Here is a 24986-nt window from a genome sequence, read left to right on the forward strand (position 1 = left end):
CGGGGCATTTGAATTGTAATGCTGTTGCCATGAAATTTAAAGATCATGGATAACCAGATTATTTTTATCCGTATCGCCGACGAATGCGATACGAAGTACGTTGACGAAATTATTGAGGAGACCTATCTCAGTGCGATTGCCAGGAAAACCGGAATTGCGAGGCGGACCTTTGCTGCAGTAGCTGAAAAGATAGCCGCTGGCAAAGCAGTAAAAGCGGTTACCAGTGGTGGAGAATGGGTAGGTTTTTCCTATTTTGAAACCTGGGAAGACGACCGGTTTGTTTCCAATTCCGGACTTATTGTAGCGCCACGATTCAGGAATTCAGGTGTTGCAGCAGCTATTAAAAACAAGGTATTCAAACTTTCCCGACGATTGTATCCCAATGCAAAAATATTCAGTATCACTTCCGGTTCAGCAGTGATGCGCATGAATGCTAAACTTGGCTTCCTGCCAGTGGCCTTTTCCGAGATTACTCACGACGACCTATTCTGGGAGGGTTGCAAATCATGTACAAATTATGATATCCTGGAGCGCAAAGGAAAGTGCAATTGTCTCTGTACAGCTATGCTTTTCGATCCGGCATATTCCCTTCACACTCCAACACCGGTTTCCCTGCAACCCGGGAAATACAAACAAACAACATTTTCAAATAACTAATAGCCAACACAATGAATAATAACCGGATTAAAACAGCAGCGGGAGTTCCCGACCTGAATTCCCTTTACCAGCAATCTATTGATCTGCTTGCAAACCTGATTGCGACACCATCGTTTAGCGGAGCAGAAGATGCAACTGCAGAAATCATCACCTCATTTCTAAATGCCCGGGGTGTAAATACCATTAGAAAATACAATAACGTATGGTGTTACAACCGGCACCTGGATCTTTCAAAACCAACTATTCTATTAAACTCTCATCACGATACGGTACGTGATAATAACCAATACACTATGGACCCTTTCCTTCCACAGGTGATAGATGACAAAATTTTTGGCCTGGGTAGTAATGATGCCGGAGGATCTCTGGTTGGTTTAATCGTTACTTTTCTTCATTACTATCCTATGGAGGGCCTGCCATTCAACTTATGCCTGGCCGCTACCGCAGAGGAGGAAACTTCAGGTGAGAATGGCATACGCAGCATTTTAAAAGATCTTAAGCCGATCGATTTTGCAATAGTGGGTGAACCAACAGGAATGCAAATGGCCATTGCGGAAAAAGGATCAATGGTGATCGACTGCAGTGCAAAAGGAAGAGCTGGCCACGCAGCAAGAGAAGAGGGCGACAATGCGATTTACCATGCGCTTAAAGATATTGAATGGTTTAAAACATATCAATTTCCAATCATGGATGGAGCGCCTGTGCCTGTCAAAATGAGCGTAACTGAGATTGGGGGCGGTATTCAGCATAATATTGTACCTGCAGAATGCCATTTTACGGTTGACATCCGTTTTGACCATAATTATACAGAAAAGGAAATTATCAATACCATTATTAATCATACTTCCAGTTATTTCAAGATCCGCCCTAATGTATTAAAGCCATCTCATATCGATTTAACACATCCCATTGTGAGAGCCGGACTTTCATTAGGACGTACTACTTATTTCTCGCCTACCAGTTCAGATCAGGGCTGGCTGGATATGCCATCTGTAAAAATGGGACCGGGAAATTCTGCCCGGTCTCACACAGCCAATGAATATATTGGTATTGATGAGATTGAGGAGGGAATTAACATCTATATTAACATGTTAGCGTCTCTTCAGTTCCCTGAAGAGCAAACTGATCTAACGGGATTTCCAATTACGGCGGTTTATCATGGCTAAAAGGCGGATGCCCTTTATTTTGAGGAATACGATAGCCCAGATACTCACCATTTCAAAATGGAAATCACCATACGAAAATGGAAGGGTTTTTTATCTGATTACGTTACCCGGAATAAAGTATGTCAATTTATTTAACTGATTTATAATAAGTTATGTGGTTTATGTCTTTTATGGTACACCAATGGGTTAAGCCCTGTAAAAAGCAACAAATTATGACTGTACTACTCTTTATCATCCTCCTGCTGCTCTGCGGCGCAAGTTACAAATCAATTGATTGGTTCGAAAAAATCTAATATCATGATCACATTATTCATCATCGCTGTAGCCGTATTCATCTATATGATTTACGTGCTGATTAAACCAGAAAAATTTTAGTCCTGCCTTCTTTAAAGGCATTAACAAATTAAAAAATGAACACTGAATTAACCGGCATTATTGCCACCTTCCTGCTTACACTGATCATCGCTATTCCACTTGGAAAGTACCTGGCCAAAGTGTTCGCAGGAGAAAAAGTCTGGACAGACTTTTTGAAACCCCTCGAATCTGGAATCTTTAAGCTTTCAGGAATTGACATCAGGGAACAAATGAACTGGAAACAGCAAATGAAAGCGCTGATGACCATTAACCTGTTATGGCTGGTCTATGGATTTTTCGTTCTGATTTTCCAGGATAAGCTTCCTTTTAATCCAGACGGAAATCCGGGTATGACGCCAGATCTGGCTTTTAATACCATTATCAGCTTTGTGGCCAATTGCAACCTGCAACATTACTCGGGAGAGAGTGGTGTAAGTTACCTGACCCAGCAGTTTGTGCTGATGTTTCTGCAGTTCGTAAGTGCCGCCACGGGTATAGCTGCTGCAGTAGTTTTATTTAAAGCTTTCAAAGATAAAACCTCTACCCAGCTGGGTAACTTCTGGGAGTTTTTCGTCAAATCAATTACCCGTTTGCTGTTACCACTGGCAATAGTTGTAGCCTTAATATTAACGTTTAACGGTACGCCTGCAAGTTATGATTCCAAAGATCAGTTCATATCCGTTCAGGGAGACACCGTGAATGTGTCCAGGGGCCCGGCAGCACAATTTATAGCCATTAAACATTTGGGAACAAACGGCGGCGGCTATTTTGGCGCCAACTCCGCACATCCATTTGAAAATCCAAACTACATCACCAATACAGTAGAAGTAGTTTCGCAAACCATCATCCCGCTCGCCATGCTGATTGCTTTTGGATATTTCATCCGCAGAAAGAAACTGGCATGGACAATTTTTGGCGTAATGACCATCGGACTTTTCATGCTGCTCGTACCTACTCTAAATTCAGAGCTCGGGGGGAATCCTGAACTGGCCAAAATGGGTATTTCACAGGCGAGTGGCGCAATGGAAGGGAAGGAAGTGCGTTTAGGGCCTGCCGCAACTGCCTATTGGAGCACACTAACCACCGTGATTTCTACCGGCTCGGTAAATGGTATGCATGATAGCACGATGCCCCTAACCGGACTATGGCAATTGCTTGCTATGATGATCAACTCATTTTATGGTGGCTGCGGCGTAGGTTTACTGAACTATTTTATTTACCTGATCGTAGCCGTATTCATATCTGGACTCATGGTAGGCAGAACGCCTGAATTTCTTGGACACAAGGTTGAAGCAAGGGAAATTAAAATTGCTGCGATCATTACCTTGTTGAGCCCGTTTTTGATCCTTGCGGGTACTGCAATATCTAGTTTTGTATTTACGGACCATGGCGCGGCAGAATGGGCAGTTCAGCCTAAAAACTGGCTTAATAATCCCGGCTTTCACGGATTTTCTGAAATGCTTTATGAGGTAACCTCTTCCAATGCCAACAATGGTTCGGGTTTCGAGGGCCTTGGCGACAATAATGTATTCTGGAATGTGCTAACTGGTGTAATTATATTTCTGGGTCGCTTTCTTCCGATTATTGGTCCGGTAGCGATTGCAGGATTACTGGCAGCAAAGAAGTTTATTCCTGAGTCTGCTGGTACCCTTAAAACCGATACCAAAACCTTTGCCCTGATGACTTTTGCCGTTATCCTGGTACTCAATGCACTTTCATATTTCCCCGCCCTCGCCTTAGGTCCGTTGGCGGAATATTTTACCATGCTTAAATAGACATATCAATGAAACCCAATAATAAATTGTTCGAGCCTGCCTTAGTACAGACCGCACTAAAACAGTCATTCATCAAGCTAGATCCAAGGGTGATGGTTCGCAACCCGGTGATGTTCACGGTGGAAATCGGTACCCTGGTAATGGCTTATGTTACCATATATTCGGTGAGCCATACCGGACAAGGTGCTCCAATATACAACTTCTTCATCTTCCTGATCCTGCTGCTTACCGTACTGTTTGCAAACTTCGCCGAAGCAATAGCAGAAGCCCGGGGCAAGGCACAGGCCGATAGTCTGCGTAAAACCAGAGAGGAAACACCGGCTAAAGTACTGCTAACCGGAGGAAAAATCGAAATCCGTTCATCTAACCAGTTGCAGAAAGGCGATGTGTTTGTTTGTGAAGCGGGTGATACGATCCCTACCGATGGTGAGATTATCGAAGGTATTGCCACGATCGATGAATCGGCCATTACAGGAGAATCTGCTCCTGTAATCAGGGAGTCAGGAGGCGATAAATCATCGGTAACGGGCGGTACCAAAGTGTTATCCGATGAGATTAAAGTTCAGGTAAGCACCGCTCCGGGCGAGAGCTTTTTAGACAAAATGATTGCATTGGTGGAAGGTGCTTCACGTCAGAAAACGCCAAATGAGATTGCTTTAACGATACTACTGGCCAGTTTTACATTAGTGTTTATTATCGTTTGCGTCACGCTGAAGCCTTTTGCTGATTACGCCAATACACCGATCACCATTGCTGCATTGATTTCCCTGTTTGTATGCCTGATTCCGACGACCATTGGTGGCTTGCTTTCGGCAATTGGTATTGCTGGTATGGATAGGGCATTACGGGCCAATGTGATCACCAAATCGGGCAAAGCGGTAGAGACTGCAGGCGATATAGATGTGCTTTTACTGGATAAAACCGGTACCATCACCATTGGCAACCGGAAGGCAACCAATTTTTATCCTACAGAAGGTGTGGATCCAAAAACGTTCGCAGATGCCTGTATTTTAAGCTCGCTGGCCGATGAAACGCCTGAGGGGAAATCAATTATCGAACTTGCAGGCGAACAGGGTTTTAAGGTTATGACCACACCAACAGGGTCGGCCTTTATCAAGTTTACTGCAGAAACGCGGTCGAGCGGACTGGATACGGCTGAGGGCAGACGCATCAGAAAAGGCGCTTTCGATTCTATCCGCAATATGGTAGAGAAGGCTGGAAATATATTTCCATCGGATATCGAAAATCACGTAAAAGCCATCGCTACCAATGGGGGAACGCCGCTGGTGGTTGCTGAAAATGAAAAAGCAATGGGTGTAATTGAACTTCAGGACATCATCAAACCGGGAATTAGTGAACGTTTTGAACGCCTGAGAAAAATGGGCGTAAAAACAGTGATGGTTACCGGAGACAATCCCCTCACCGCAAGATACATTGCGGAGAAAGCTGGTGTTGATGATTTCATTGCTGAAGCTAAACCAGAGGATAAGATGAACTACATCAAAGATGAGCAGGCACTTGGAAAACTGGTGGCGATGATGGGCGATGGTACCAATGACGCGCCTGCATTGGCCCAGGCAGATGTTGGGGTAGCCATGAACAGCGGTACCCAGGCTGCAAAAGAAGCAGGGAATATGGTTGATCTCGATAACGACCCAACCAAACTGATTGAAATTGTGGAAATTGGAAAACAGCTACTGATTACGCGCGGTACGTTAACTACCTTTTCAATAGCCAATGATGTGGCAAAATATTTCGCCATTGTTCCGGCCTTATTCATTGCTTCGATCCCGGCGCTTCAAAGCCTGAACATTATGGGACTGAACAGCCCTGAATCTGCAATACTTTCGGCCGTGATATTTAACGCGATTATTATTCCGATCCTGATTCCGCTGGCGCTGAAAGGAGTAGCATACAAGCCAATAGGTGCAACAGCACTTTTGCGTAGAAACCTGTTTATTTACGGAATTGGAGGTGTCGTAGCACCCTTTATCGGCATTAAATTAATTGATTTATTGGTTGGCCTTTTTGTTTAAGGCTTTTAAAAAATATAAAAATGAAAAAGTACATCATTCAATCCATCCGTTTAACAGTAGTACTACTGGTACTGTTATGCATCGTTTACCCCATCAGTGTAGCTTTTATCGGTAAAATGGCTAAAGGCAACGGCGGTGGTGAAAAAATAATCAGAAATGGTAAAACCGTTGGCTATGCACTGCTTGGTCAATCCTTTAGCCGTCCGGAATATTTCTGGGGCAGGCCTTCGGCTGTAGCTTACAATGCCGCAGGTTCGGCAGGGTCAAACAAGGGGCCGTCAAATCCCGATTATCTGAAAGAAGTACAGTCGAGGATTGATACGCTGATTAAATATAATCCGGGGATTAAAACATCGGATATTCCCGCGGATATGGTAACGGCCTCTGGTAGCGGGCTTGATCCAAATATCTCCGAGCAAGGGGCAGCCATTCAGGTGACCAGGGTAGCAAAAGCCAGAAACGTAGATGAGCAAAAAGTGAAAGACCTGGTAGCCATGAATACGCTGAAACCTTTTCTGGGCCTTTTTGGTCCCTCATCAGTAAATGTACTTAAACTTAACCTGGACCTGGAAAAACTTTAAATGCCTTTCAGCTGCCCGTTTATGCGCGTTTGCCACAACAAAGGGACGGGCAGCCACGAGGTGAATAATTAACAACAAACAATGTAAGCAGGCTAAGCCCTGCCTGTATGAAGATTACGATATGAAAAAAATATTATTGTTAGCCGCAGCCTTAACCGCCGGTTTTTTAACAAGAGCACAGGAAGAATCAAAAATCAAAATTTCTGGCTATCTGGAAGCTTATTATGGTTACGACTTTAATCAACCCGCAGATCATAACCGCCCGGCGTTCATTTATTCGCATAACCGCGCAAATGAAATGAACTTGAATTTAGGGATGATCAAGGCGGCATATGATAACGGCAACATCCGTGCAAACCTGGCTGTAATGGCCGGAAGCTATGCTAATGCCAATCTTGCCGCAGAACCCGGTGTATTAAAAAATATATTTGAGGCCAATGCCGGAGTAAAACTTTCCAAAACGCAAAACCTTTGGATTGATGCCGGTATTTTCTCCTCCCACATTGGTTTTGAAAGTGCCGTTTCAAAAGACTGCTGGGTACTTACAAGAAATATTTCTTCGGAAAATACCCCGTATTACGAGTCGGGGGCAAAAATTACCTACGGTATAGCAGATGGCAAGTTCACAGTTGCGGGATTTTACCTTAACGGATGGCAGAGAATTACCAGACAGAATGGAAACGACAAACCTGCTGGTGGTGTGCAGCTTACCTGGAAACCTACTTCAGCCATTACCTTAAATTATAGCAATTATATTGGCACGGAAGGTGCCGACTCGGTAAGGGTGAACCGTTTTTACCATAACGTTTATGGCATATTGCAGGTAACAGACCAGTTTGGTGTAACGCTGGGATTTGATTATGGTACCCAACAGGTATCGAAAGGCAGTACTAGCAAAAACAAAGTGCTGTCGCCGGTGGCTATTGTGCAATATAAATTTGCCCCTAAATGGGCGCTTGCCGGACGGTTTGAGTATTATGAAGATCAGAATGGTATTTTCATCGCCACCGGAACTCCAAATGGTTTTAAAACGAAAGGCTATTCGCTCAATATCGACTATTCGCCGGTATCAAATGCAGTTCTACGTTTAGAAGGAAAAACCTACGACAGCGAAGACAAAATATTCATCAGAAATACCGGGGCTGTAAATGCCAACACTACGCTTACTGCCAGTATTGCTGTCTCATTTTAATTTAACACATTACATCGCCCGGGTATTTTATCCCGGGCGTTATTGATTTTAAAGGATGGTATTGCAATGGAAGAAGAAAATAAAGAAACATCCGTCAGGCATTTTCTGGAGCTTATCAAGAAATCGAGAAGGGGTAAGCTGAAGATCTATATCGGTATGAGCGCTGGTGTAGGTAAAACGTACCGTATGTTGCAGGAAAGCCATGCGCTCCTGCGCAACGGCGTAGATATTTGTATTGGTTACGTCGAAACACACAACCGTGCCGAAACACATGCGCTTTTAAATACCATTCCCCTTATTCCAAGGAAAAGTATTTACTACAGGGGTAAAGAGATCGAAGAGATGGACCTCAAAGCGATCCTGAACCGCCATCCTGAAGTGGTCATTGTCGACGAACTTGCGCATACGAATGCAGAAGGTAGTAAAAATGGCAAACGCTGGCAGGATGTTTTAGACCTTCTCGAAGCAGGCATCAGTGTCATCTCCGCTGTTAACATCCAGCATCTTGAAAGCATCAATGAAGAGGTACAAGCCATCACAGGTATCGCGGTTACCGAACGCATACCAGACAAGATTTTGGAAGCCGCGGACGAAATTGTCAACATTGACCTTACGGCGGATGAACTGATCACCCGTTTAAAGGAAGGTAAAATTTACGATCAGAGCAAAATTGAAAGGGCATTGGGGAACTTTTTTCAGTCGGATAAAATTCTCCAGCTGCGCGAACTGGCGCTGAAAGAAGTCGTGCATCAGGTGGAACGAAAGATACTGAGTGAGATTCCAAAGTCCATCAAGTTGCGGCCAGAAAAGTTTCTTGCCTGTATTTCATCCAATCCGGAAACAGCGGGGGTGGTAATCCGTAAAACGGCCAGGCTCGCATCGTACTATCGTTCGCCCTGGATGGTGTTGTATGTGCAAAGTGACAGCGAAAGTATGGAACGCATTAAGCTGGATAAACAACGCCATCTCATTAACCACTTCAAGCTCGCCACCGAATTAGGTGCCGAACTTGTTAAGATAAAAAGCAATCACATTACCCAAACCATCATCGATACGGCATCACAAAAGGAAGTCACCACGATTTGCATAGGAAAACCACATCTGAATATTTTTCAGGTGATTTTAAGGACAGCTATTTTTAACGGACTGCTTAAAAACCTCGCTTCAAAAGATATTGATCTGGTGATACTTTCTTAAGTTCGCATACGCGTTTTAAAATAACAGCCAACATGAAAATAAAAACAAAACTGCGCCTTGGCTTCGGCTTCCTTTTCCTGATTGTTCTTTCCTTCGGACTGATCGCCTTGTTCTTTCTTAATGAGCTTTCTGACAAATCGAAAGTGATTCTGAAAGACAATTATGAGAGCCTGAAATATGTAGCAGCCATGCGTTCGGTACTGGATGAAAATAGCATTCCATTAACAAGAACTGCAAAAGATAAGTTTGAAGCAAGCCTGATTCGCGAAGGCGCAAATATTACAGAGCCTGGTGAAGCGGATGCCGTTAAGGAACTGGAGCTTAGCTACAAAAGACTGGCGGAATCGCTCACAGACAGTGATCGGTTATTTTATCTTAAAGGTTTACGGATGGCTTTGCAAAAAGTTGAAGCGCTCAATATGAAAGCAATTTTCAATAAAAATGAGCGGGCTAACGAAACTTCGGGAAGGGCTAAGCTCTACATTGCCCTATCGGCAACAACCTGCTTTTTAATTCTCTTTACCTTTATTATAAACTTTCCGGGTTTTGTAGCCAATCCACTGGCAGAGTTTAGCGCGGCCATCAGACAGATTGCCAATAAAAACTATAAACAGCGGCTTCATTTCGACAACGATGACGAGTTTAGTGCGCTAGCGATATCTTTCAACAGTATGGCTGCCAAGCTTAACGAATGGGAGAACAGTAATCTTTCAAAGTTAAAGAGCGAAAAGCTCCGCATAGAAGCGATCATTGCCCAGATGCAGGATGCGATTATTGGTTTGAATGAAAAAGGTGAGGTGTTGTTCATGAATGCACTTGCCTCTAAACTAATCAATGTGGATGAGAAAAGCGCTATTGGCCAGAATGTAAATGATCTGGTGAAGAAAAGCGAACTCCTTAAACGGATATTGACGCCCGACCCGGACCGTAAACCACTGAAAATTTATGCCGACGACAAAGAGTCCTATTTCCAGCTGGAAAACCGGGAAATTGTGATTCCGAATTTTGAGGTGGGGCAGGAAGATACGCTGATTGAATCTTCAAGATCGGCAGGAAGTGTGTATGTACTGAAAAACATTACTCAATTTAAGGAACTGGATGAGGCCAAGACCCATTTTATTGCAACGGTATCACATGAATTGAAAACACCGCTCTCTTCTATCAAAATGAGTCTTAAACTCCTGGATGATGTTCGGGTGGGTGGAATGAATCCGGAGCAGAAAGAATTGATACATCACATCAGGGAGGATTCTGACAGGTTGCTTAAGATTACAAGTGAACTACTGGATCTTTCGCAGGCGGAGACCGGAAATCTTAAACTTAATTTTGCGCAGGTGAAGCCCTTTGCAATTGTAAATTATGCACTGGACGCAGTGCGCTTTCAGGCGGAGCAAAAAAACATTACGCTGGAAGTCAACTGTGATCAGCAGTTACCTGAAGTAAATGCAGATATCCAGAAAACGGCCTGGGTGTTGGTGAATTTCCTTTCAAATGCGCTTCGTTACAGCTCCGAAAAATCGAAAGTAGTACTCGATGTGGTGCTGCTGTCGTCATCAATTCAATTTTCGGTGCGCGATTTTGGGAAAGGTATTGATGAGAAATATCAGAAAAGACTCTTCGAAAGGTATTTTCAGGTGCCTACAGATGGTCAGAATAAATCAGGTTCGGGATTGGGATTGGCGATTTCGAAAGATTTTATTGAAGCTGAAAAGGGGAAGATCTGGGTTGAAAGTGCAATAGGAGAGGGAAGTTTGTTTTTGTTTACGCTCCCGCTGGCTTAAGATAATTTGAAAGATTTTGTTGATTCGTGGCTTGTGGAAGCATCAAAACACACGACGCATTGCTTTTTAAACAGGTTTGTATTGCAAATTATAGATTTCCAGCGGGTTATAAACTGGTGGTTTGTGTTTTAATAAGGGCTGGTAAAATCGCTTAAAAATATTTTAAAAATTATTTGCGTAAGAGAAATTTATATTCCTATATTTGCAACCCCGAAGGGAACACAGCGATTGTGTTAATCATGCGAAAGTAGCTCAGTTGGTAGAGCACGACCTTGCCAAGGTCGGGGTCGCGAGTTCGAATCTCGTCTTTCGCTCTAAATGCCTTCCTACCAGGAGGCATTTATTTTTAAGTTTGGCCTCCGGTTTCGGAAATAACCAAATGCTCAGATGGTGGAACTGGTAGACACGCAGGACTTAAAATCCTGTGCCCTTAACAGGCGTGCGGGTTCGATTCCCGCTCTGAGTACGCAAATCGAGTTATAATCCCTTCATTTATGAGGGGATTTTTTTTTGTTATGGATTTTTCGCAACACTAATCGTCTTCTATTCACCAGTTATTTATTGTAAAAACATCGGATACAATATCAAAATACGCTAAAAAAATCAATTATTGGATAATAAATAGGATTTTATACCTTTTTCGTTAGAATTTTCACCCTTTTTTTTCTGCTACAAATTTCAATTTTGAACAATGCGTACTACCGCGCATTATTTTATAATGAAATCAGTCAACCAACTTTAGAAATTAAAAGTATGAAAAACATGAAAAAAAGGACATTAGTAGCTTTGATACCAGCAGCCTTAATTATTTTACCCTATCTCTCATGCAAAAAAGCAGCAGTAGTAACAGAAGAACTACCAAAACTACAGGCAAAATCTGAAATTACTTCAAGGACGACATCAAGCTTTGTTACAAATCCTAAAAATCTGAACATTGTAATGTTCGTGCCAACCGATAATCCTGCACTGCCTGATTACAAAACCAGATTAACTTCCCTGTTTGTCCATTTTCAAAGCTGGTTACATACCGAAATGTTACGCTATGGATATGATAAATACCTCGGACTTTCAAAGGTAGATTCAACAGGTTTGGTCAGGTTTATTGAAATCCCTGCTGCCGGGCCGCAATCCGATTACCCATACGGTTCGGGTAGTAAGATTTTAGCCGAAATTAATACTTATAAAGCTGCTCATCCAACAGAATTTTCAGCTTCATCACATACGCTGATTTTGCTTCCTGAACGAACTGATGGCGGTGGGCAGCCGTTTTATGGCTCAGGAAAAAGCTGTTTTGCACTCGATAATGCAAATATGACAGTTGATAAAATTCCTAACGCCAGTTCCAATTATATCGGCGGAATGCTGCATGAATTGGGCCATGGATTAAACCTGCCACATAATCATGCTAAATATGCATCTGAAGAACCATCTTTGGGTACGTCATTAATGGGCTCTGGGAATATAAGTTTCAGCAAGGGCCAGCCTACGTTCTTATCCGAAGTTGATGCTGCGATATTAAACCAGAACGAGGTTTTTCAGAACACTATACCGTCTGGTGTGGCCTATGAAAGTGCAACTGCAGGTATCAGTTTGAGCGCCGCTTACAATAGCACTGCTCAAGCCATCAATTTAAGCGGAACCTTTACAAGTAATAAAGATGTTAGCGATATTTTGTTTTACATGGATCCTGATGCGAATGGTGAAGGATTTGGCAGCAATACCAACTATAATGCGGTTGCCTGGCGCTTTAGCCCAGGTGCCGGCAATACGATTTCCGGAACAATCCCTTTAAATGAGTTGTATTATAAAAACAATGAATCTTATGAATTGGAGGCAAAATTATTGTTGAAAAACGGCAGCGTAGTTGTTCAATCCTATCATTTCGATTTTTTAGGAGGTATTCCACAGATTGGTTTAGAGAAGTCAGCTAAGTTTTATCAAAACGCAAGTTATGGAGGTTATGAGGTCTCACTTCCTCCCGGAGAATATACTACCGCTAACTTGCTAGCTTTAGGGATCAGAGATAATGATGTCTCTTCAGTTTCGTTTGGATTCGGTATTAAAGTAATCATGTATGATGGCGATAACTTTACCGGCAGCAGCACAACGCTTACTGCTGGTAGTTCTTATGTTTCTAAATTTAACGATAAGGCTTCATCAATTAAAGTGATTGAATTGTAGAAAAAAGAGGCTGCTACACGTTTACTATGTAACGGCGTGGCAGCCTCCTATATCATCCTAACCCCCAAAGCCCTGCCGTGTACCGGCCTTGTAAAACAACTCTGCAAGTGTTTTCTGATAGCTTGCGACCATGCTCTCTTGTTTAATCTTCATGTCTATCAGTTTTGATTCCCTGCTATTGATCAGGAACAGGGTACTTTCCCCCAAACTAAATTTCTGGTTTTCGCCAGTAACAAGTTTCTGCTGGTTTTCTACACTCTTAATCTGCACGGTGAGCTGTGCTGAGTAAGCATTCAAGTCGTTATAAGCAGCCATTACACCATTTCTGATGGTTCTTCCCGATTGCTGCAAATCGAGGTCGTTTTCCAGCTGCTTGATTTTTACCTCACGGAGTTTTCCCCTTTCGCTACGCAGAAACAAAGGGAACGAAAATTCTACGCCTATCTTGTAATTGCTCCAGTTGAAATCGTAATAACCGGGAATATCACTGTTAAAACCGGTTCTGCCTGAAATTAGATTTCCCATCAGGTTAAGCTTGGGTTTGAGCATTTCCTGGCGATAGGTTTTTTCTATGGCCAGCTGCGCACCTTTACTGCGGAGTTTTACCAGTTCAGGATGGCGGTCGGCTGCCTGACCGATTAACGTATCCAACAATTGCGGATTGGGTTTTACAAAATCTGTAGGCATGGCCTGCGGAACAGCATCTTCAGGAAGCTCTAACGGGTTACCTTCTTCACTCCATAAGTGGTTGGACAGAACCAGCCTTGCATTCTGCAGCTCGATGGCCGTTTTAGCCTTCTGTATCTGCCTTTCCTGAACGGTGATATAAGCCTCTACCGAGTCGATACTGGGTTTGTCTCCCAGTAAGGTTTGACGGCTCAATGCCTCAAACCTGCGCTGCGCGAGATCGAGTCCTTCGGTCACCAGCACATGCTGCCTGTAAGCATAGTACCACGCCCAGTAGTCTTTTGCAATACCGTACCATGCGGTATTGATTTCCTTTAATCTATCAGCTTCAGCATACTGAACCATAATTTTCGACTGGCGCAAAGTATTCCGTCGGGCATCGATAATCAAACCTTGTCCAAGAGGTATACTAATGCCAACAGCTGTTAAGCCCTCGTTGTTGGTACGGCTTTCGGGGTTTACGTAGGTGCCAACGTTACGGTCATAACCGACTTTTAAATCGGCACCCGCCAACCATAATGGGATTTTAAGTTCACTGGTCCACTTGTTGTAATAAGTGGTATTACCAAAAAGTTTCCTGTCGAAACCAGCTTTGAGCGCCGGGTCGAAATAACCCAGCGATTGCAATACAACAGCCCTTGCCGATTCGCTCAGCAATGCAGCCTGTTTAATCATGGGATGGTACTTGAAAACCATCATCTGCAAATCATCGGATGAAAAGATTTTTGCTGTATCTGGTTTTTGCTGTGTACTGTTCTGCGCATTAGCCCTCAATACTGCAAATAACATCATCAAGAGGAAAAGCGGCTTTACTTTTATATGCATCTGATTACCTCCCCGTTATATTTTGTCTTTAATTGGTGCAGGTTCTTTGTCTAAACTGGGTGGAAATCCATTTAACTGCCGCCAGATTTCGTACCAAAGTGGAACGGACCTTAATATAATACGCCCGTAAACACCCGATCCCTGACGTAGCTGTGGTGGCCATGGCTCATCGTTTTCGGGAACCGGATTAGTCTGACTGATTAATACACGGTATTTTCCGCCGGTACTACTTACCCGGTCAATAGAGAATACTTTTCCGGCAAATGTACCCACAGCAACCGAGGGCCAACCTGAAAACTGCACTGATGGCCATCCTTCAAACTGCAAACGCACATCGCTGGTATCAAGGATCAATGGCACGTCCATAGCACTAACATACAGCTCGGCAGCAACCAATGGTGTTTTAGGTTGAAGGGTAGCTACTGATTCACCTTCCTTTATGTTTTCTCCAATACCAGCTTTTAAAGTTTTAACCACATATCCGCTTTGCGGTGCCCTTACCACGTACAAATCGCGGCGGACATTCAGATTAGAGATGTCATTGCGTAATTTCGCTATGTCGCCCTGTGCACTGGCGCGACTGGAAACTGCCGTGCTCATGTCTGACTGCGCCTTAGATATCGATTCCTGATACTTGGCTCTGATGTTGTCGAGTTCAATGGTTGCATTGTATAAATTCTGTTGAGAATTATCCAGTTTATTGCGCTGACTAATCACCTTTGCATTGTCTTCCTGTAATTTTAAACGACGTGTTTCAATGTCGGTTAATGAGAATAATCCATTTTTATAACCGGTTTCATAACGTTCCAAACGGGCTTTGGTAGTTTCATAAAACTTCTGTACAGCCAATAAATCAGCGCTATCAATGCTCACATAATTTTTTGCCTGCAGCACTTTGTTTTCTGCCGCTTTCATCTGGTAGTGTAAACCATCGTTCATCGCCCTCATCTGCGCTTTGGTTGCATCGATCTTTTGAACCGCTGCGGTTTCGCTACCGCGTTTTGCATCGAGCTGTTCATTTAAACGTGCGGGAAGTTCGGGATCAAAGTAAGACTGCGTTGTTTCAGAGATAACCAGAATGGTATCGCCTTTTTTCACTTCCTGTCCTTCGCGTACAGCCCAATGCTCAATGCGCCCGCCGATCTGGTTTTGCACGGTTTGTGGACGGTCTTCAGGACGTAAAGCAGTCACTGTTCCCCGACCCGGAATGGTTTGGCGGTAAGGTAGAAACAGTAGCAGAACAAAAAATCCGAAAATAAAGAGCAGGATTCTACCCAAACGTTTTGGCCCTTGCGCATCTAAAATTTTGCTGCTCGCCCTGGTACCAAGTTCCTCCCAATTTTGGATCGGAGCCGTTACTAAACTAGTTTTACCCATGGTGCTGTTCTCCTTCCTCTAACTCAAGGTCAGTAACAACGGCCAGTTTCTCACTTCCCGTAATCATATCAAACACCGTGTTCAAATTGGTCATTAGCTTCTCAATGGCATAACTGATTTGTACAATAATCACTTCTGCCGCTACAAACTGACCGAAAGTCATTTCGCGTTCCACAACAAAGTAAGAACCCATTAAGAGTAAAGCGCCCATCAGGGTGGTGCGCATGGCAACAGCACTATAAAAAAATCTTTTAAGGATACCAAAGTGATCGTTTCTTGCCTGAATATAATTTGATGTAATGGCATCCGTACGGCTAATGATTTCTTTTCGTTTGCTCTCACTCTCACGGTAAGTATCCAGATCTGCAGCCACATCTTCAAGATAGGCCACAACTTCATATTTATAGCCTGATTCTTCAATACTGGTTTCAATCGCACGTCGATAGTACAGAACCAGGATCAGAATGATGGCAGCCAACACAAAAAGTCCAAAGGCCATGAATACCGGATGATAAAAAGACAAGAGAATCACGCTAAAAAAGATGAGTACAGCAGCTGCCACAATATCAACCAATAATTTGGTTAAGCCTTTTTGAATGGTTAATATATCGAAAAAGCGGTTAACAAGTTCCGCAGGGTTTTCGCCTTCCAAAGCTTTCTTTTTAATGCGGGGCAGCCGGTAGGCAAATTCAATGGCCGCCTTGGCAAATATCTTTTGCTCCAGAAATTCTACCAGTGTAAACTGGCCAATCAGCAGCACTCCGCCCACAACTATACCCACCAGAATAACGGCTATCAGGATGTAAGTGGAACTGTACATTGCACCGTTGGATAGTAAATTGAAAACCGCACTCGTTCCCAGCGGGAGTGAAAGTCCGATTAAACCAATCAATACGGCATATACATATATGTAATTAATGGTTCCCCGTTCGTAATGAAGCAGGCGTACCAGTCTTTGCCAGGGTGTTAATGCACCGGCAACATGATGATTCTTCATTTGTATTTTTTGATAATAAGAATAGATAAACTAATGGTTTCCGATAGCTAAATCTTTAAGACATCGCGATATCAGACATTTGCAATTGAGGGTATCTGGCCGAAACCGGATTATACTTTCGAAATGGAGTCGGGGGGCGGGGTAGGAACAACCTTAAGGGGTGGGAGGCCAATTCTTAAACGATAGGGAACCATACGTTCAGGCTGATCATTTACTGATAAAGTTTGTTCGAAAACCATCAGGGATGCCTCGTATAAAAGCATCTTCTTCTTGGCTTTTTCAAAAGCTTCTTCTTCTTTATCTTTATTTTCTTCAGCGCTTTTCTCAATCGAATAGGCATTGGCTGATGAAGAAAAACAAGCAATGGAATAAGAGCAGAATTTGATCGCCAATACCGCTAATAGGGCAAAGCCAAAAATACTCCTCAATAACTTGTTTCTCAATAACCTCATCATCCTGTTTACAAATATAGTTTTAACCTTTTCCAGAAAACAGCCTGATCAGGATTTTTTGCTCATACAAAAGTCAAATTCATTGGTAGATTGATTCGTGTAATATCAATGTTATACTAACATTAGAACGGGATTAGAGCGCCCAAAGGTGACGACCTCAAATAATGCCGTTGTGTTAAATCATTCAAAACACTTTTAACAATTTATGGTTATACTATCAATTGATCTTTCAGTTTAAGAGATTAATTTTTTAGGTGGCGGTAGCTGAGAAACCTTGGTTACCGTTAGAATATGATTCCACCTTGTTTAATCCTGTTTGGCTGAAAGCTTTAAATTAAAAGGATAGTTATGAGAATAGCTATCCTTTTTTATTTACTTGTAACGAGCATCAGATCGATGATCATGTTTCTTCGAAACCAAAGCTTTACATTTTCATAATACTAATTTAAAGTTCCCCGTAGTTAAAGCCGATAATTTTGTCGGCTGAATGGATAAGGAAATAGTACCCGGTATAATGGCTGATGATTTGACGGCATTCAATCATGCTTATTCACTTTATCATAAGCAGATTTACCAGTTTATCTTCAACAAAACACAATCGGGATACATTGCCACCGAAGTGGTTCAACTTTGTTTTATCAGGTTATGGGAGAAACGCAAAACCTTAAATGAAGATACCGCCCTGAATATCCAGCTTTTTGGGATGGCCCGTCAGGTAATGATTGATGAACTGAGGAAAGAAACCGCACGTTTAAAATACAACAGCGGTTCCGTTCAGTCGCCGTTTACCGATAATTTAATGGCTATGATCGAAAGCCGCGATATGCTTAAACACTTCGAACGCGAAATTGAATCTATGCCACCCATGCGCAAAATGGTTTTCAACCTCAGCAGGCAAAACGGACTCTCTTATGCAGAGATTGCCGAAATGCTGGGTATTTCTACTAAAACCGTAGAAGGACATATAGGAAAGGTTCTATCGCGCCTTAAAAGTTATATAGTCACTATTTTGATGTAACCACATTAAATAATTGTTAAGCCGTAGGGGCAAGCTTGCTGGCATACGTAATACCTGTATGAAGCCAACAAATGTGCGCCATACCGAATCTGGCAGAAAGAAACTTGTTGAACAGAATTTTAGCGACCGGGAATGGGAGGGTTTCCCTGCCGACGATGATCTGCCCAAAGGGAAAACTGAAGAAATGCGTCAGTTTATTTTCCGGGCCATTGCAGAGAATGATGTTCAAAAGCAGTTGCGGAAATTAAAAATCCTGCGCATTACAAAGTATGCCTCGGCAGCAGTCATCGTGCTCGTGGCGGGGATAGTATTCTATTTTGGCAACGCGAAGATCAATACCGTTCCACCTTCGTCGCAACCTCAATTAGCACAATACCATACAGCTCCAAAATCCATTTGGAAAAAGATAGTTAATGCTGGTCATGAATCCATTAGCTACCAGCTACCGGATTCATCTGTAGTAACCGTTTATCCAAAATCCAGTATCAAATTTGAAAAGGCATTTAACAAACCATTAAGAAACGTGTATTTAAAAGGAAAGGCAACATTCAAAGTAGCACATGATAAAACCCGACCTTTTAGTGTATTTGCAGGCGGGTTAAAAACGACCGCCCTCGGAACATCGTTCACCATCAATACAGGTCTGTTACATAAGCGCGTCTCTGTTAAACTCCACACGGGGCGCATTGTAGTCGCCAACACCAGCCTAAAACGATCGCCAACCTATATTTCAAAAGTCGGTACAACATTGCTTTATAATCCGGCTACAGCGATAGTTAAACTGATCAGCAGGGTTAAACCAACACTCGCAAACACAACCTTGCTACGAAGGAACGGTGATATAATCACCATGAAAAATATTCCGCTGGCTAAAGTGATCGGATTGCTACAGGAAACCTACCAGGTACACATCACAGTCGATCAGAAAGAGATCAATAAAATTAGCTATACCGGCAAAATTGATGTTAGCAAAGAAAAAGCCGAAGACGTAATCCGTTTAATCTGCCTCATTAACAACATGACGGTTACCAAAATAAATGAAATCGAGTTCAACATCGAAAAAACAAAACAATAAACCAATCAGCATCCCCAAATTATCATGTATTCAAAAAAATCACAAACCTTAAAGCGCTTGTTATGCATAGGCATAATGGCGTGGGTTAGTCCGGTTATGGCACAGGATGTGCCGGTAAAAGGCATTGTCCTCGATGTTTCAGGACAAGGACTTCCCGGTGTTACGGTAAAAGCCGAAAACGAAAGCACCCTGAAATCGGTAGTTACCACCTCATCAGGTGTTGGCTTGTTCAGCTTCTCAAATCTGGCCGCCGGTGGCCCTTATCGTTTCATTTTCAGTTCAATTGGCTATCAAAGCGACACACTTTCTGGTTATACCATTGCCGCAGGCAAACAGATAGCCTTGAGTTTGAAACTGAAAGAACAAAGCAATAACCTGCAGGAAGTGGTTATAGGTTATGGTAAGAGCACCCGGAGCCAGATCACCGGTGCCGTTACTTCGGTAAGACCCGATGAATTCAACACTGGTGTAATTGCCTCTCCCGGCCAATTGCTTCAAGGTAAGGTAGCGGGATTAAATATTACAAGAAGTGGTAACCCTACCGAAAAGCCCGCTGTTATTCTACGTGGTCCTTCTAGTTTCAGGGAAGGTGCACAGGAACCCTTTTATGTAATTGACGGAGTTCCTGGTGCCTCGATCGAACTGGTTGCGCCTGATGATATCACGAGTATGGAAGTTTTAAAGGATGCATCATCTACCGCTATTTACGGTTCGAGAGCAGCCAATGGAGTCATTATGGTCAACACCAAAAATGCCGGTAAAGGGCTGGGCAAGCTATCATATAGTGCTTATGCCGCTGCTGAAACCATTTCGAACAGCGTACCCATGGCCAGTGGCGATGAATTGCGAGCTTACCTTGCTGCCAGCAATAAAAAACTCGATGCCATAAGTGATGACGGCAGTAATACCGACTGGTTAAAGGAAGTAACACGCACAGGTATTTCGCATAACCACAACCTGAATTTTAATGGTGGTGGCGAAAATTCATCCTACGGTGCAAGCTTAAACTATTTTGATAACCAGGGGATTATTAAAACCTCCGGTATGGAGCGCTTCATCGCAAGGGCCAATATGGAACAAAGGTTGCTGAATAACCGTTTGAAAATAAACCTCAACCTCACCAACAGCAATACCACGAACGACAGAATTGCCAGTCAGGTGTACAACAATATGTTTACCTATCTGCCAACGGTTGGGGTAAGAAAAGCCGATGGCTCTTTTTCTGAAGACCCTTCACGTACCACAGGAACCGGTGGTTATTATAATCCCGTAGCGCTCTTAGAAAACAATACCTATCAGGGCAAAACAAACCTTTATCTGATCAACGGAAATGTAAAGGCCAATATTTTAAGCGGACTTGATTTCAACGCCATGGTTTCGGTACAAAATGAGCAGATTACCGAAAACCTGTACAACAACAGAGCTTCGATGCTAAAGCAGGGTTTTAACGGTTATGCAGAACGCTCGTCGGTAAAAAATACGCAAAAGGTATTCGAGGCTTATTTTAATTACGATAAAACCTTTGGCAAGCATGGATTGAAATTGCTGGCGGGTTATTCCTTTCAGCAAAACAGAAATGGCGATGGCTTTCAAACCTCGGCACAGAATTTCGTATCTGACGACCTGTTGTGGAACAACCTGGGTTTAAGTAATGGAAACGGATCGACTGTGGTTAATTACGGGGCTACTTATATTTCTACGCTTCGCCTGATTTCCTTCTACGGAAGAGCCATTTATGATTATGATGGAAAATACCTGTTGCAGGCCACCATCCGCCGAGATGGTTCATCGGCCTTTGGTATCAACAACAGGTGGGGAATGTTCCCGTCGGTATCAGCAGGGTGGAACATCGACCGCGAAGATTTTATGGAAAATGTATCTTTCGTAAGTAACCTTAAACTACGTGCCGGTTATGGCGTTTCGGGTAACTCGGTGGGTTTTGACGCTTATACTGCCCGCTTGGTTTATGGTGCGCAAAGCGGGTCATACTTCTACTCAAATGGTAAATGGTTAACCGCGGTTGGGCCCATTCAGAACGATAATCCAAACCTGAAATGGGAACGTACAGCAACGGCTAACATTGGTTTAGACTTCAGCCTGTTCAACAATAAACTTTCAGGATCAATTGATGTGTATAACAAGAAGACAACAGATTTAATTGCACCATACTCCGTATCGACTACACAATACCCTTTCAATGTACTTACTGCAAATGTTGGTACCATGACCAACAAGGGGATGGAGTTTAGTTTAAATACCACGCCAATTAAAACCGGTCGCTTCAGCTGGAATACAGCTATTAACCTTTCTCATAATAAAAACGAGATTACTTCTATTTCTAACGAACTGTTTCAGGCCAATGAATTTTACACGGCAAACGTTGGAGGAAGAGGACAATCAGGTGCTTTGGGTTATCAGGTAATTAAGGAAGGATTGCCACTGGGAACTTTCTATACCTTGAGATATGCAGGTAAAGATGCTAACGGCAAATCGATGTTCTATGATAAAAACGGAAATGCCTCAACCGGCAATACGGGTTTTGAAAACTTTACGGTAACCGGGTCGGCCCAGCCAAAATTACTTTACGGCTGGAACAATACTTTCAGGTACAAACAGTTCGATTTTAATTTCTTCATCCGTGGTGTTTACGGCAACAAAATCCTGAACGCAACCTTAGCCGATATGAATGCCCCTATATATGCACTGCAAACCAATATCGCAAAAGAAACACTTACTGAAAATATCAACGATGATAAAGCGCAGTTCGTATCAGACCGTTATCTGGAAAGCGGTTCTTATTTGCGCTTAGATAATGCAACCCTGGGTTATACCTTTAAATTTAAAGGCAAAACCAGCCTGCGTGTATATGCTTCGGGCAATAACCTGTTTATCATTACCAAATATAAAGGTGTAGATCCTGAGATTAGTATGTCCGGACAAACACCGGGTATCGATTACCGTAACTTCTATCCTAAAACCCGTTCGGCGATTTTCGGATTAAACTTCAACCTATAATCATCTTAAAAAGATATACAATGAAAAAATATTTAGCAGCAGCAGCCCTTGTGGCCCTATCGCTTGGAAGCTGTACCAAACTGGATGTTGACGTAGAATCGCAGTTGACCAGTGAAAACTTCCCCGTTACACCAGATGCCTTTGTGGCCGCAACGGGAACCGTTTACCAGAAATTTAACTCTGGTTTTGGGGTAGATATCTGGCGGATGTATGAGTTAACGAGCGAAGAAGCCATTATTACCGCGCGAAATGGCGGATATTATGACCAGGGGAGATATCAAACTCTGCACAAACACAACTGGCTGCCCGATCATCCAATTATTCTTTCAGCATGGCAATGGGGATATGCAGGCATCAGCGATTGCAACAGGGTGTTGGATATCCTGGATAAATCGCCGAACAGCGCTACGAAAACCCAGTTTTTAAATGAAATCAGGGCAATGCGTGCACTCTATTATTTCTATATCATGGATATGTTCGGCAATGTGCCCATTACTACTTTTGGTACCAATGAAAGTCCGAAGCAATCAACAAGAGCCGAAGTTTTCAGCTACATTGAAAAGGAACTTCTGGCTGTAGCCGATGGTTTATCTGCACCTGCAACCGTAACCACAGAATATTACGGGCGCCCGACCAAGTGGATGGCTTATGCTTTATTGCAGAAACTATACATGAACGCACAGCAATATACAGGCAAGGCCATGTATGCAGAATCTATTACCTATGCTGATAAAATTATGTTATCGTCAATGGCACTGGTAAGCGATTACAATTCTTTGTTTTCGCCAACCAATGCCGCAAATTCTGAAACCATTTTTGCCGCTATTTACGATGCGAATTACTCGGCCGGAAACGCCATTACCCGTTATACCTTGCACAGTACCTTAAGGGGCAAATACAGTCTTCCTTTTAGTCCGAGTAACGCACAGTGTACCTTAAAGGAATTTTACAATACCTTTAATTTAACGGGCGACGTGCGTAATGCAACCTGGCTGGCTGGTAAACAGTTTTTAGCTGATGGTACCACACCGATTCTGAACGGTTCTGCACAGCTGGATTTTACACCTGAAATTGTGCTGACGAATACGGAAACTATGGACGTTGGTGCTGAGGTTGGTGGTGTATCGAGAGGAGTAAGGTCAATCAAATTTTATCCTGATCCGAATACCAACAGCAGTACACGTTTCCAGAACAACGATATGCCGGTTTTTAGATTGGCAGATGTATATTTGCTGAAAGCAGAAGCTTTATTAAGAATCGGAGGATCAGTGACCGATGCCGTAAGCCTGGTAAACAGGGTGAGGACAAGGGTTAAGGCACCACAGGTAACAACTATAACGCTCGATGGTATTTTAGAAGAACGCGGCAGAGAACTGGCATGGGAAGGCTGGCGCAGAAACGACCTGATCCGCTTTGGCAAATACCAGGGTAAATGGGGCTTTAAAGCGGGCAATGAAGGTGCTTCACGCGATATATTCCCGATACCTGCTACAGAACTTGTACTAAACAAAAACCTGAAACAAAATACAGGCTATTAATATGAAGAGAAGAGACTTTGTAAAAACAACAACCTTTACAGCTCTGGGGGCAAGCGTGCTTGCTCCTTTGCAAAGCCTCGCTGAAACACCGGAAACCCATCTGGATAGCGAGGATATAGCCCCCCGAAGCGAACTTAACGACGATTACGCTACGCATTTTCTGGCGGTAGGCGATTGGGGACGTGTAGGCGCCGATCATCAGTTGCATGTAGCTAAACAGATGGGAAAGTGGGCTACCGAAAACCCAAACGATTTTATACTTTCACTCGGCGATAACTTTTATCCTAAAGGTGTAACCAGTGAGCACGACCCTTTGTGGCATTATTCATTCGAAAATATCTACACCGATTATTCCCTGCAATGGGATTGGTACCCGATCTTAGGTAATCATGATTACATTTCTGACCCCGATGCACAGGTGAGGTACAGTAAAATCAGCAGGCGGTGGAAAATGCCATCTAGATACTACTCAAAGGAAGTATCCCTAAAAAATGGCGATAAAATGCTGATGGTATTCATTGATACCTGCCCGCTTATTCCCGAATTTCACCAGAGTGAGCAATATGCTCCCTGGGTAAAAGACCAGCATCCTGAAAAGCAACTTCAATGGCTGGATGAAACCCTAAAAAAGGCCGATGCCAGCGTAAAATGGAAGATGGTAATCGGGCATCACCCTATTTACACCGTAGGACCAAGGATTAAAAACTACGATACCCTGGCTGTACGAAAGGTACTTGCTGATATTTTTGAAAATAACAAGGTTGATGTTTACCTGTCAGGTCATGATCACTCATTGCAGCACCTCACAACACCGGGTGTTACGCACCAGTTTGTATCTGGGGCAGGTTCAGAAGTTACACCGGTAACTTCTGGTATTGCATACAGTAAATTTGAAGCATCTGAGTACGGATTTATGTACTTTTCTGTCGATAAAAACCGGTTGAACGCCAAGATTATCGATCATACCGGAAAGAATATTTACGAAACCACGCTGCGAAAAGCATAATTTTGGAGAGGATGGTGTGCGGATTTCCGCACACCATTTTTTTGTAACCTATATGTTATGCTCACCTTACATTTTC

Annotated in this window: 19 protein-coding genes and 2 tRNA genes; 17 read left to right on the forward strand and 4 right to left on the reverse strand. The window is 43.1% G+C overall.

The annotated features are described in order from the left end of the window. Nucleotides 1-45 precede the first annotated feature (45 nt). The 12 genes from AC570I_RS15775 to AC570I_RS15830 all read left to right on the forward strand — a co-directional run bounded on the left by AC570I_RS15775 (nt 46) and on the right by AC570I_RS15830 (nt 12920). Nucleotides 46-657, forward strand: a complete 612-nt coding sequence (locus AC570I_RS15775) for an N-acetyltransferase (protein ID WP_497406221.1) — start codon at nt 46-48, stop codon at nt 655-657. Nucleotides 658-668: 11 nt separating this feature from the next. Next, a complete protein-coding gene (locus tag AC570I_RS15780) occupies nt 669-1823 on the forward strand; it encodes a M20/M25/M40 family metallo-hydrolase (RefSeq protein WP_497406222.1) in 1155 nt (384 codons plus the stop codon). A 297-nt stretch (nt 1824-2120) separates the two neighbouring features. Beyond that, nucleotides 2121-2198 carry a K(+)-transporting ATPase subunit F gene (kdpF, locus tag AC570I_RS15785; protein ID WP_156166780.1) on the forward strand — a complete coding sequence of 26 codons (78 nt, stop codon included), beginning with the start codon at nt 2121-2123 and terminating at the stop codon, nt 2196-2198. A gap of 35 nt (nt 2199-2233) precedes the next feature. Further along, nucleotides 2234-3952: a potassium-transporting ATPase subunit KdpA gene (gene kdpA, locus AC570I_RS15790; RefSeq protein WP_047800663.1), complete on the forward strand. Its 1719-nt coding sequence runs from the start codon at nt 2234-2236 to the stop codon at nt 3950-3952. An 8-nt stretch (nt 3953-3960) separates the two neighbouring features. After that, on the forward strand, nt 3961-5988 hold the full coding sequence (gene kdpB, locus AC570I_RS15795; RefSeq protein WP_497406223.1) for a potassium-transporting ATPase subunit KdpB: 2028 nt from the start codon (nt 3961-3963) through the stop codon (nt 5986-5988). Nucleotides 5989-6008: 20 nt separating this feature from the next. Beyond that, nucleotides 6009-6569 carry a potassium-transporting ATPase subunit KdpC gene (gene kdpC / locus AC570I_RS15800; RefSeq protein WP_497406224.1) on the forward strand — a complete coding sequence of 187 codons (561 nt, stop codon included), beginning with the start codon at nt 6009-6011 and terminating at the stop codon, nt 6567-6569. A 121-nt stretch (nt 6570-6690) separates the two neighbouring features. Beyond that, the gene (locus AC570I_RS15805) at nt 6691-7761 is read left to right on the forward strand and encodes a porin (RefSeq protein ID WP_497406225.1); all 1071 of its coding nucleotides are present in this window, start codon (nt 6691-6693) and stop codon (nt 7759-7761) included. 66 nt (nt 7762-7827) lie between these two features. Then, a complete protein-coding gene (locus tag AC570I_RS15810) occupies nt 7828-8958 on the forward strand; it encodes a sensor protein KdpD (protein ID WP_497406226.1) in 1131 nt (376 codons plus the stop codon). Between the two features lie 32 nt (nt 8959-8990). Beyond that, complete coding sequence (locus tag AC570I_RS15815) at nt 8991-10739, forward strand: HAMP domain-containing sensor histidine kinase (protein WP_497406227.1); 1749 nt, start codon at nt 8991-8993, stop codon at nt 10737-10739. A gap of 241 nt (nt 10740-10980) precedes the next feature. Beyond that, nucleotides 10981-11053 (forward strand) — tRNA-Gly (locus tag AC570I_RS15820). A gap of 67 nt (nt 11054-11120) precedes the next feature. Then, nucleotides 11121-11205 (forward strand) — tRNA-Leu (locus tag AC570I_RS15825). A 296-nt stretch (nt 11206-11501) separates the two neighbouring features. Next, the gene (locus AC570I_RS15830) at nt 11502-12920 is read left to right on the forward strand and encodes a beta/gamma crystallin family protein (RefSeq protein ID WP_497406228.1); all 1419 of its coding nucleotides are present in this window, start codon (nt 11502-11504) and stop codon (nt 12918-12920) included. Between the two features lie 57 nt (nt 12921-12977). Here AC570I_RS15830 and AC570I_RS15835 read toward each other — a convergent pair whose 3' ends face one another. The 4 genes from AC570I_RS15835 to AC570I_RS15850 all read right to left on the reverse strand — a co-directional run bounded on the left by AC570I_RS15835 (nt 12978) and on the right by AC570I_RS15850 (nt 17261). Continuing rightward, on the reverse strand, nt 12978-14432 hold the full coding sequence (locus AC570I_RS15835; protein WP_497406229.1) for a TolC family protein: 1455 nt from the start codon (nt 14430-14432) through the stop codon (nt 12978-12980). A gap of 15 nt (nt 14433-14447) precedes the next feature. Beyond that, a complete protein-coding gene (locus tag AC570I_RS15840; protein ID WP_497406230.1) occupies nt 14448-15809 on the reverse strand; it encodes an HlyD family secretion protein in 1362 nt (453 codons plus the stop codon). After that, nucleotides 15802-16806: an ABC transporter transmembrane domain-containing protein gene (locus tag AC570I_RS15845; protein ID WP_316800542.1), complete on the reverse strand. Its 1005-nt coding sequence runs from the start codon at nt 16804-16806 to the stop codon at nt 15802-15804. The genes AC570I_RS15840 and AC570I_RS15845 overlap by 8 nt, the downstream gene beginning before the upstream one ends. Before the next feature lie 110 nt (nt 16807-16916). Next, nucleotides 16917-17261, reverse strand: a complete 345-nt coding sequence (locus AC570I_RS15850) for a hypothetical protein (RefSeq protein ID WP_156166775.1) — start codon at nt 17259-17261, stop codon at nt 16917-16919. A 484-nt stretch (nt 17262-17745) separates the two neighbouring features. On the opposite strand from AC570I_RS15850, the gene AC570I_RS15855 reads away from it, so the two are divergent. From AC570I_RS15855 to AC570I_RS15875, 5 genes are read left to right on the forward strand one after another with little or no spacing between them, the layout of a single operon-like run. Then, on the forward strand, nt 17746-18276 hold the full coding sequence (locus AC570I_RS15855) for a sigma-70 family RNA polymerase sigma factor (RefSeq protein ID WP_497406231.1): 531 nt from the start codon (nt 17746-17748) through the stop codon (nt 18274-18276). 58 nt (nt 18277-18334) lie between these two features. After that, on the forward strand, nt 18335-19351 hold the full coding sequence (locus AC570I_RS15860; RefSeq protein ID WP_497406232.1) for a FecR family protein: 1017 nt from the start codon (nt 18335-18337) through the stop codon (nt 19349-19351). A 24-nt stretch (nt 19352-19375) separates the two neighbouring features. After that, the gene (locus tag AC570I_RS15865) at nt 19376-22366 is read left to right on the forward strand and encodes a SusC/RagA family TonB-linked outer membrane protein (RefSeq protein ID WP_497406233.1); all 2991 of its coding nucleotides are present in this window, start codon (nt 19376-19378) and stop codon (nt 22364-22366) included. A gap of 20 nt (nt 22367-22386) precedes the next feature. Next, entirely contained in the window at nt 22387-23904 is a 1518-nt protein-coding gene (locus AC570I_RS15870; RefSeq protein WP_497406234.1) for a RagB/SusD family nutrient uptake outer membrane protein, read from the forward strand. Between the two features lies 1 nt (nt 23905). Next, a complete protein-coding gene (locus AC570I_RS15875; protein ID WP_497406235.1) occupies nt 23906-24910 on the forward strand; it encodes a metallophosphoesterase in 1005 nt (334 codons plus the stop codon). Nucleotides 24911-24986: the final 76 nt, after the last annotated feature.

Source organism: Pedobacter sp. A2324 (assembly GCF_059693705.1).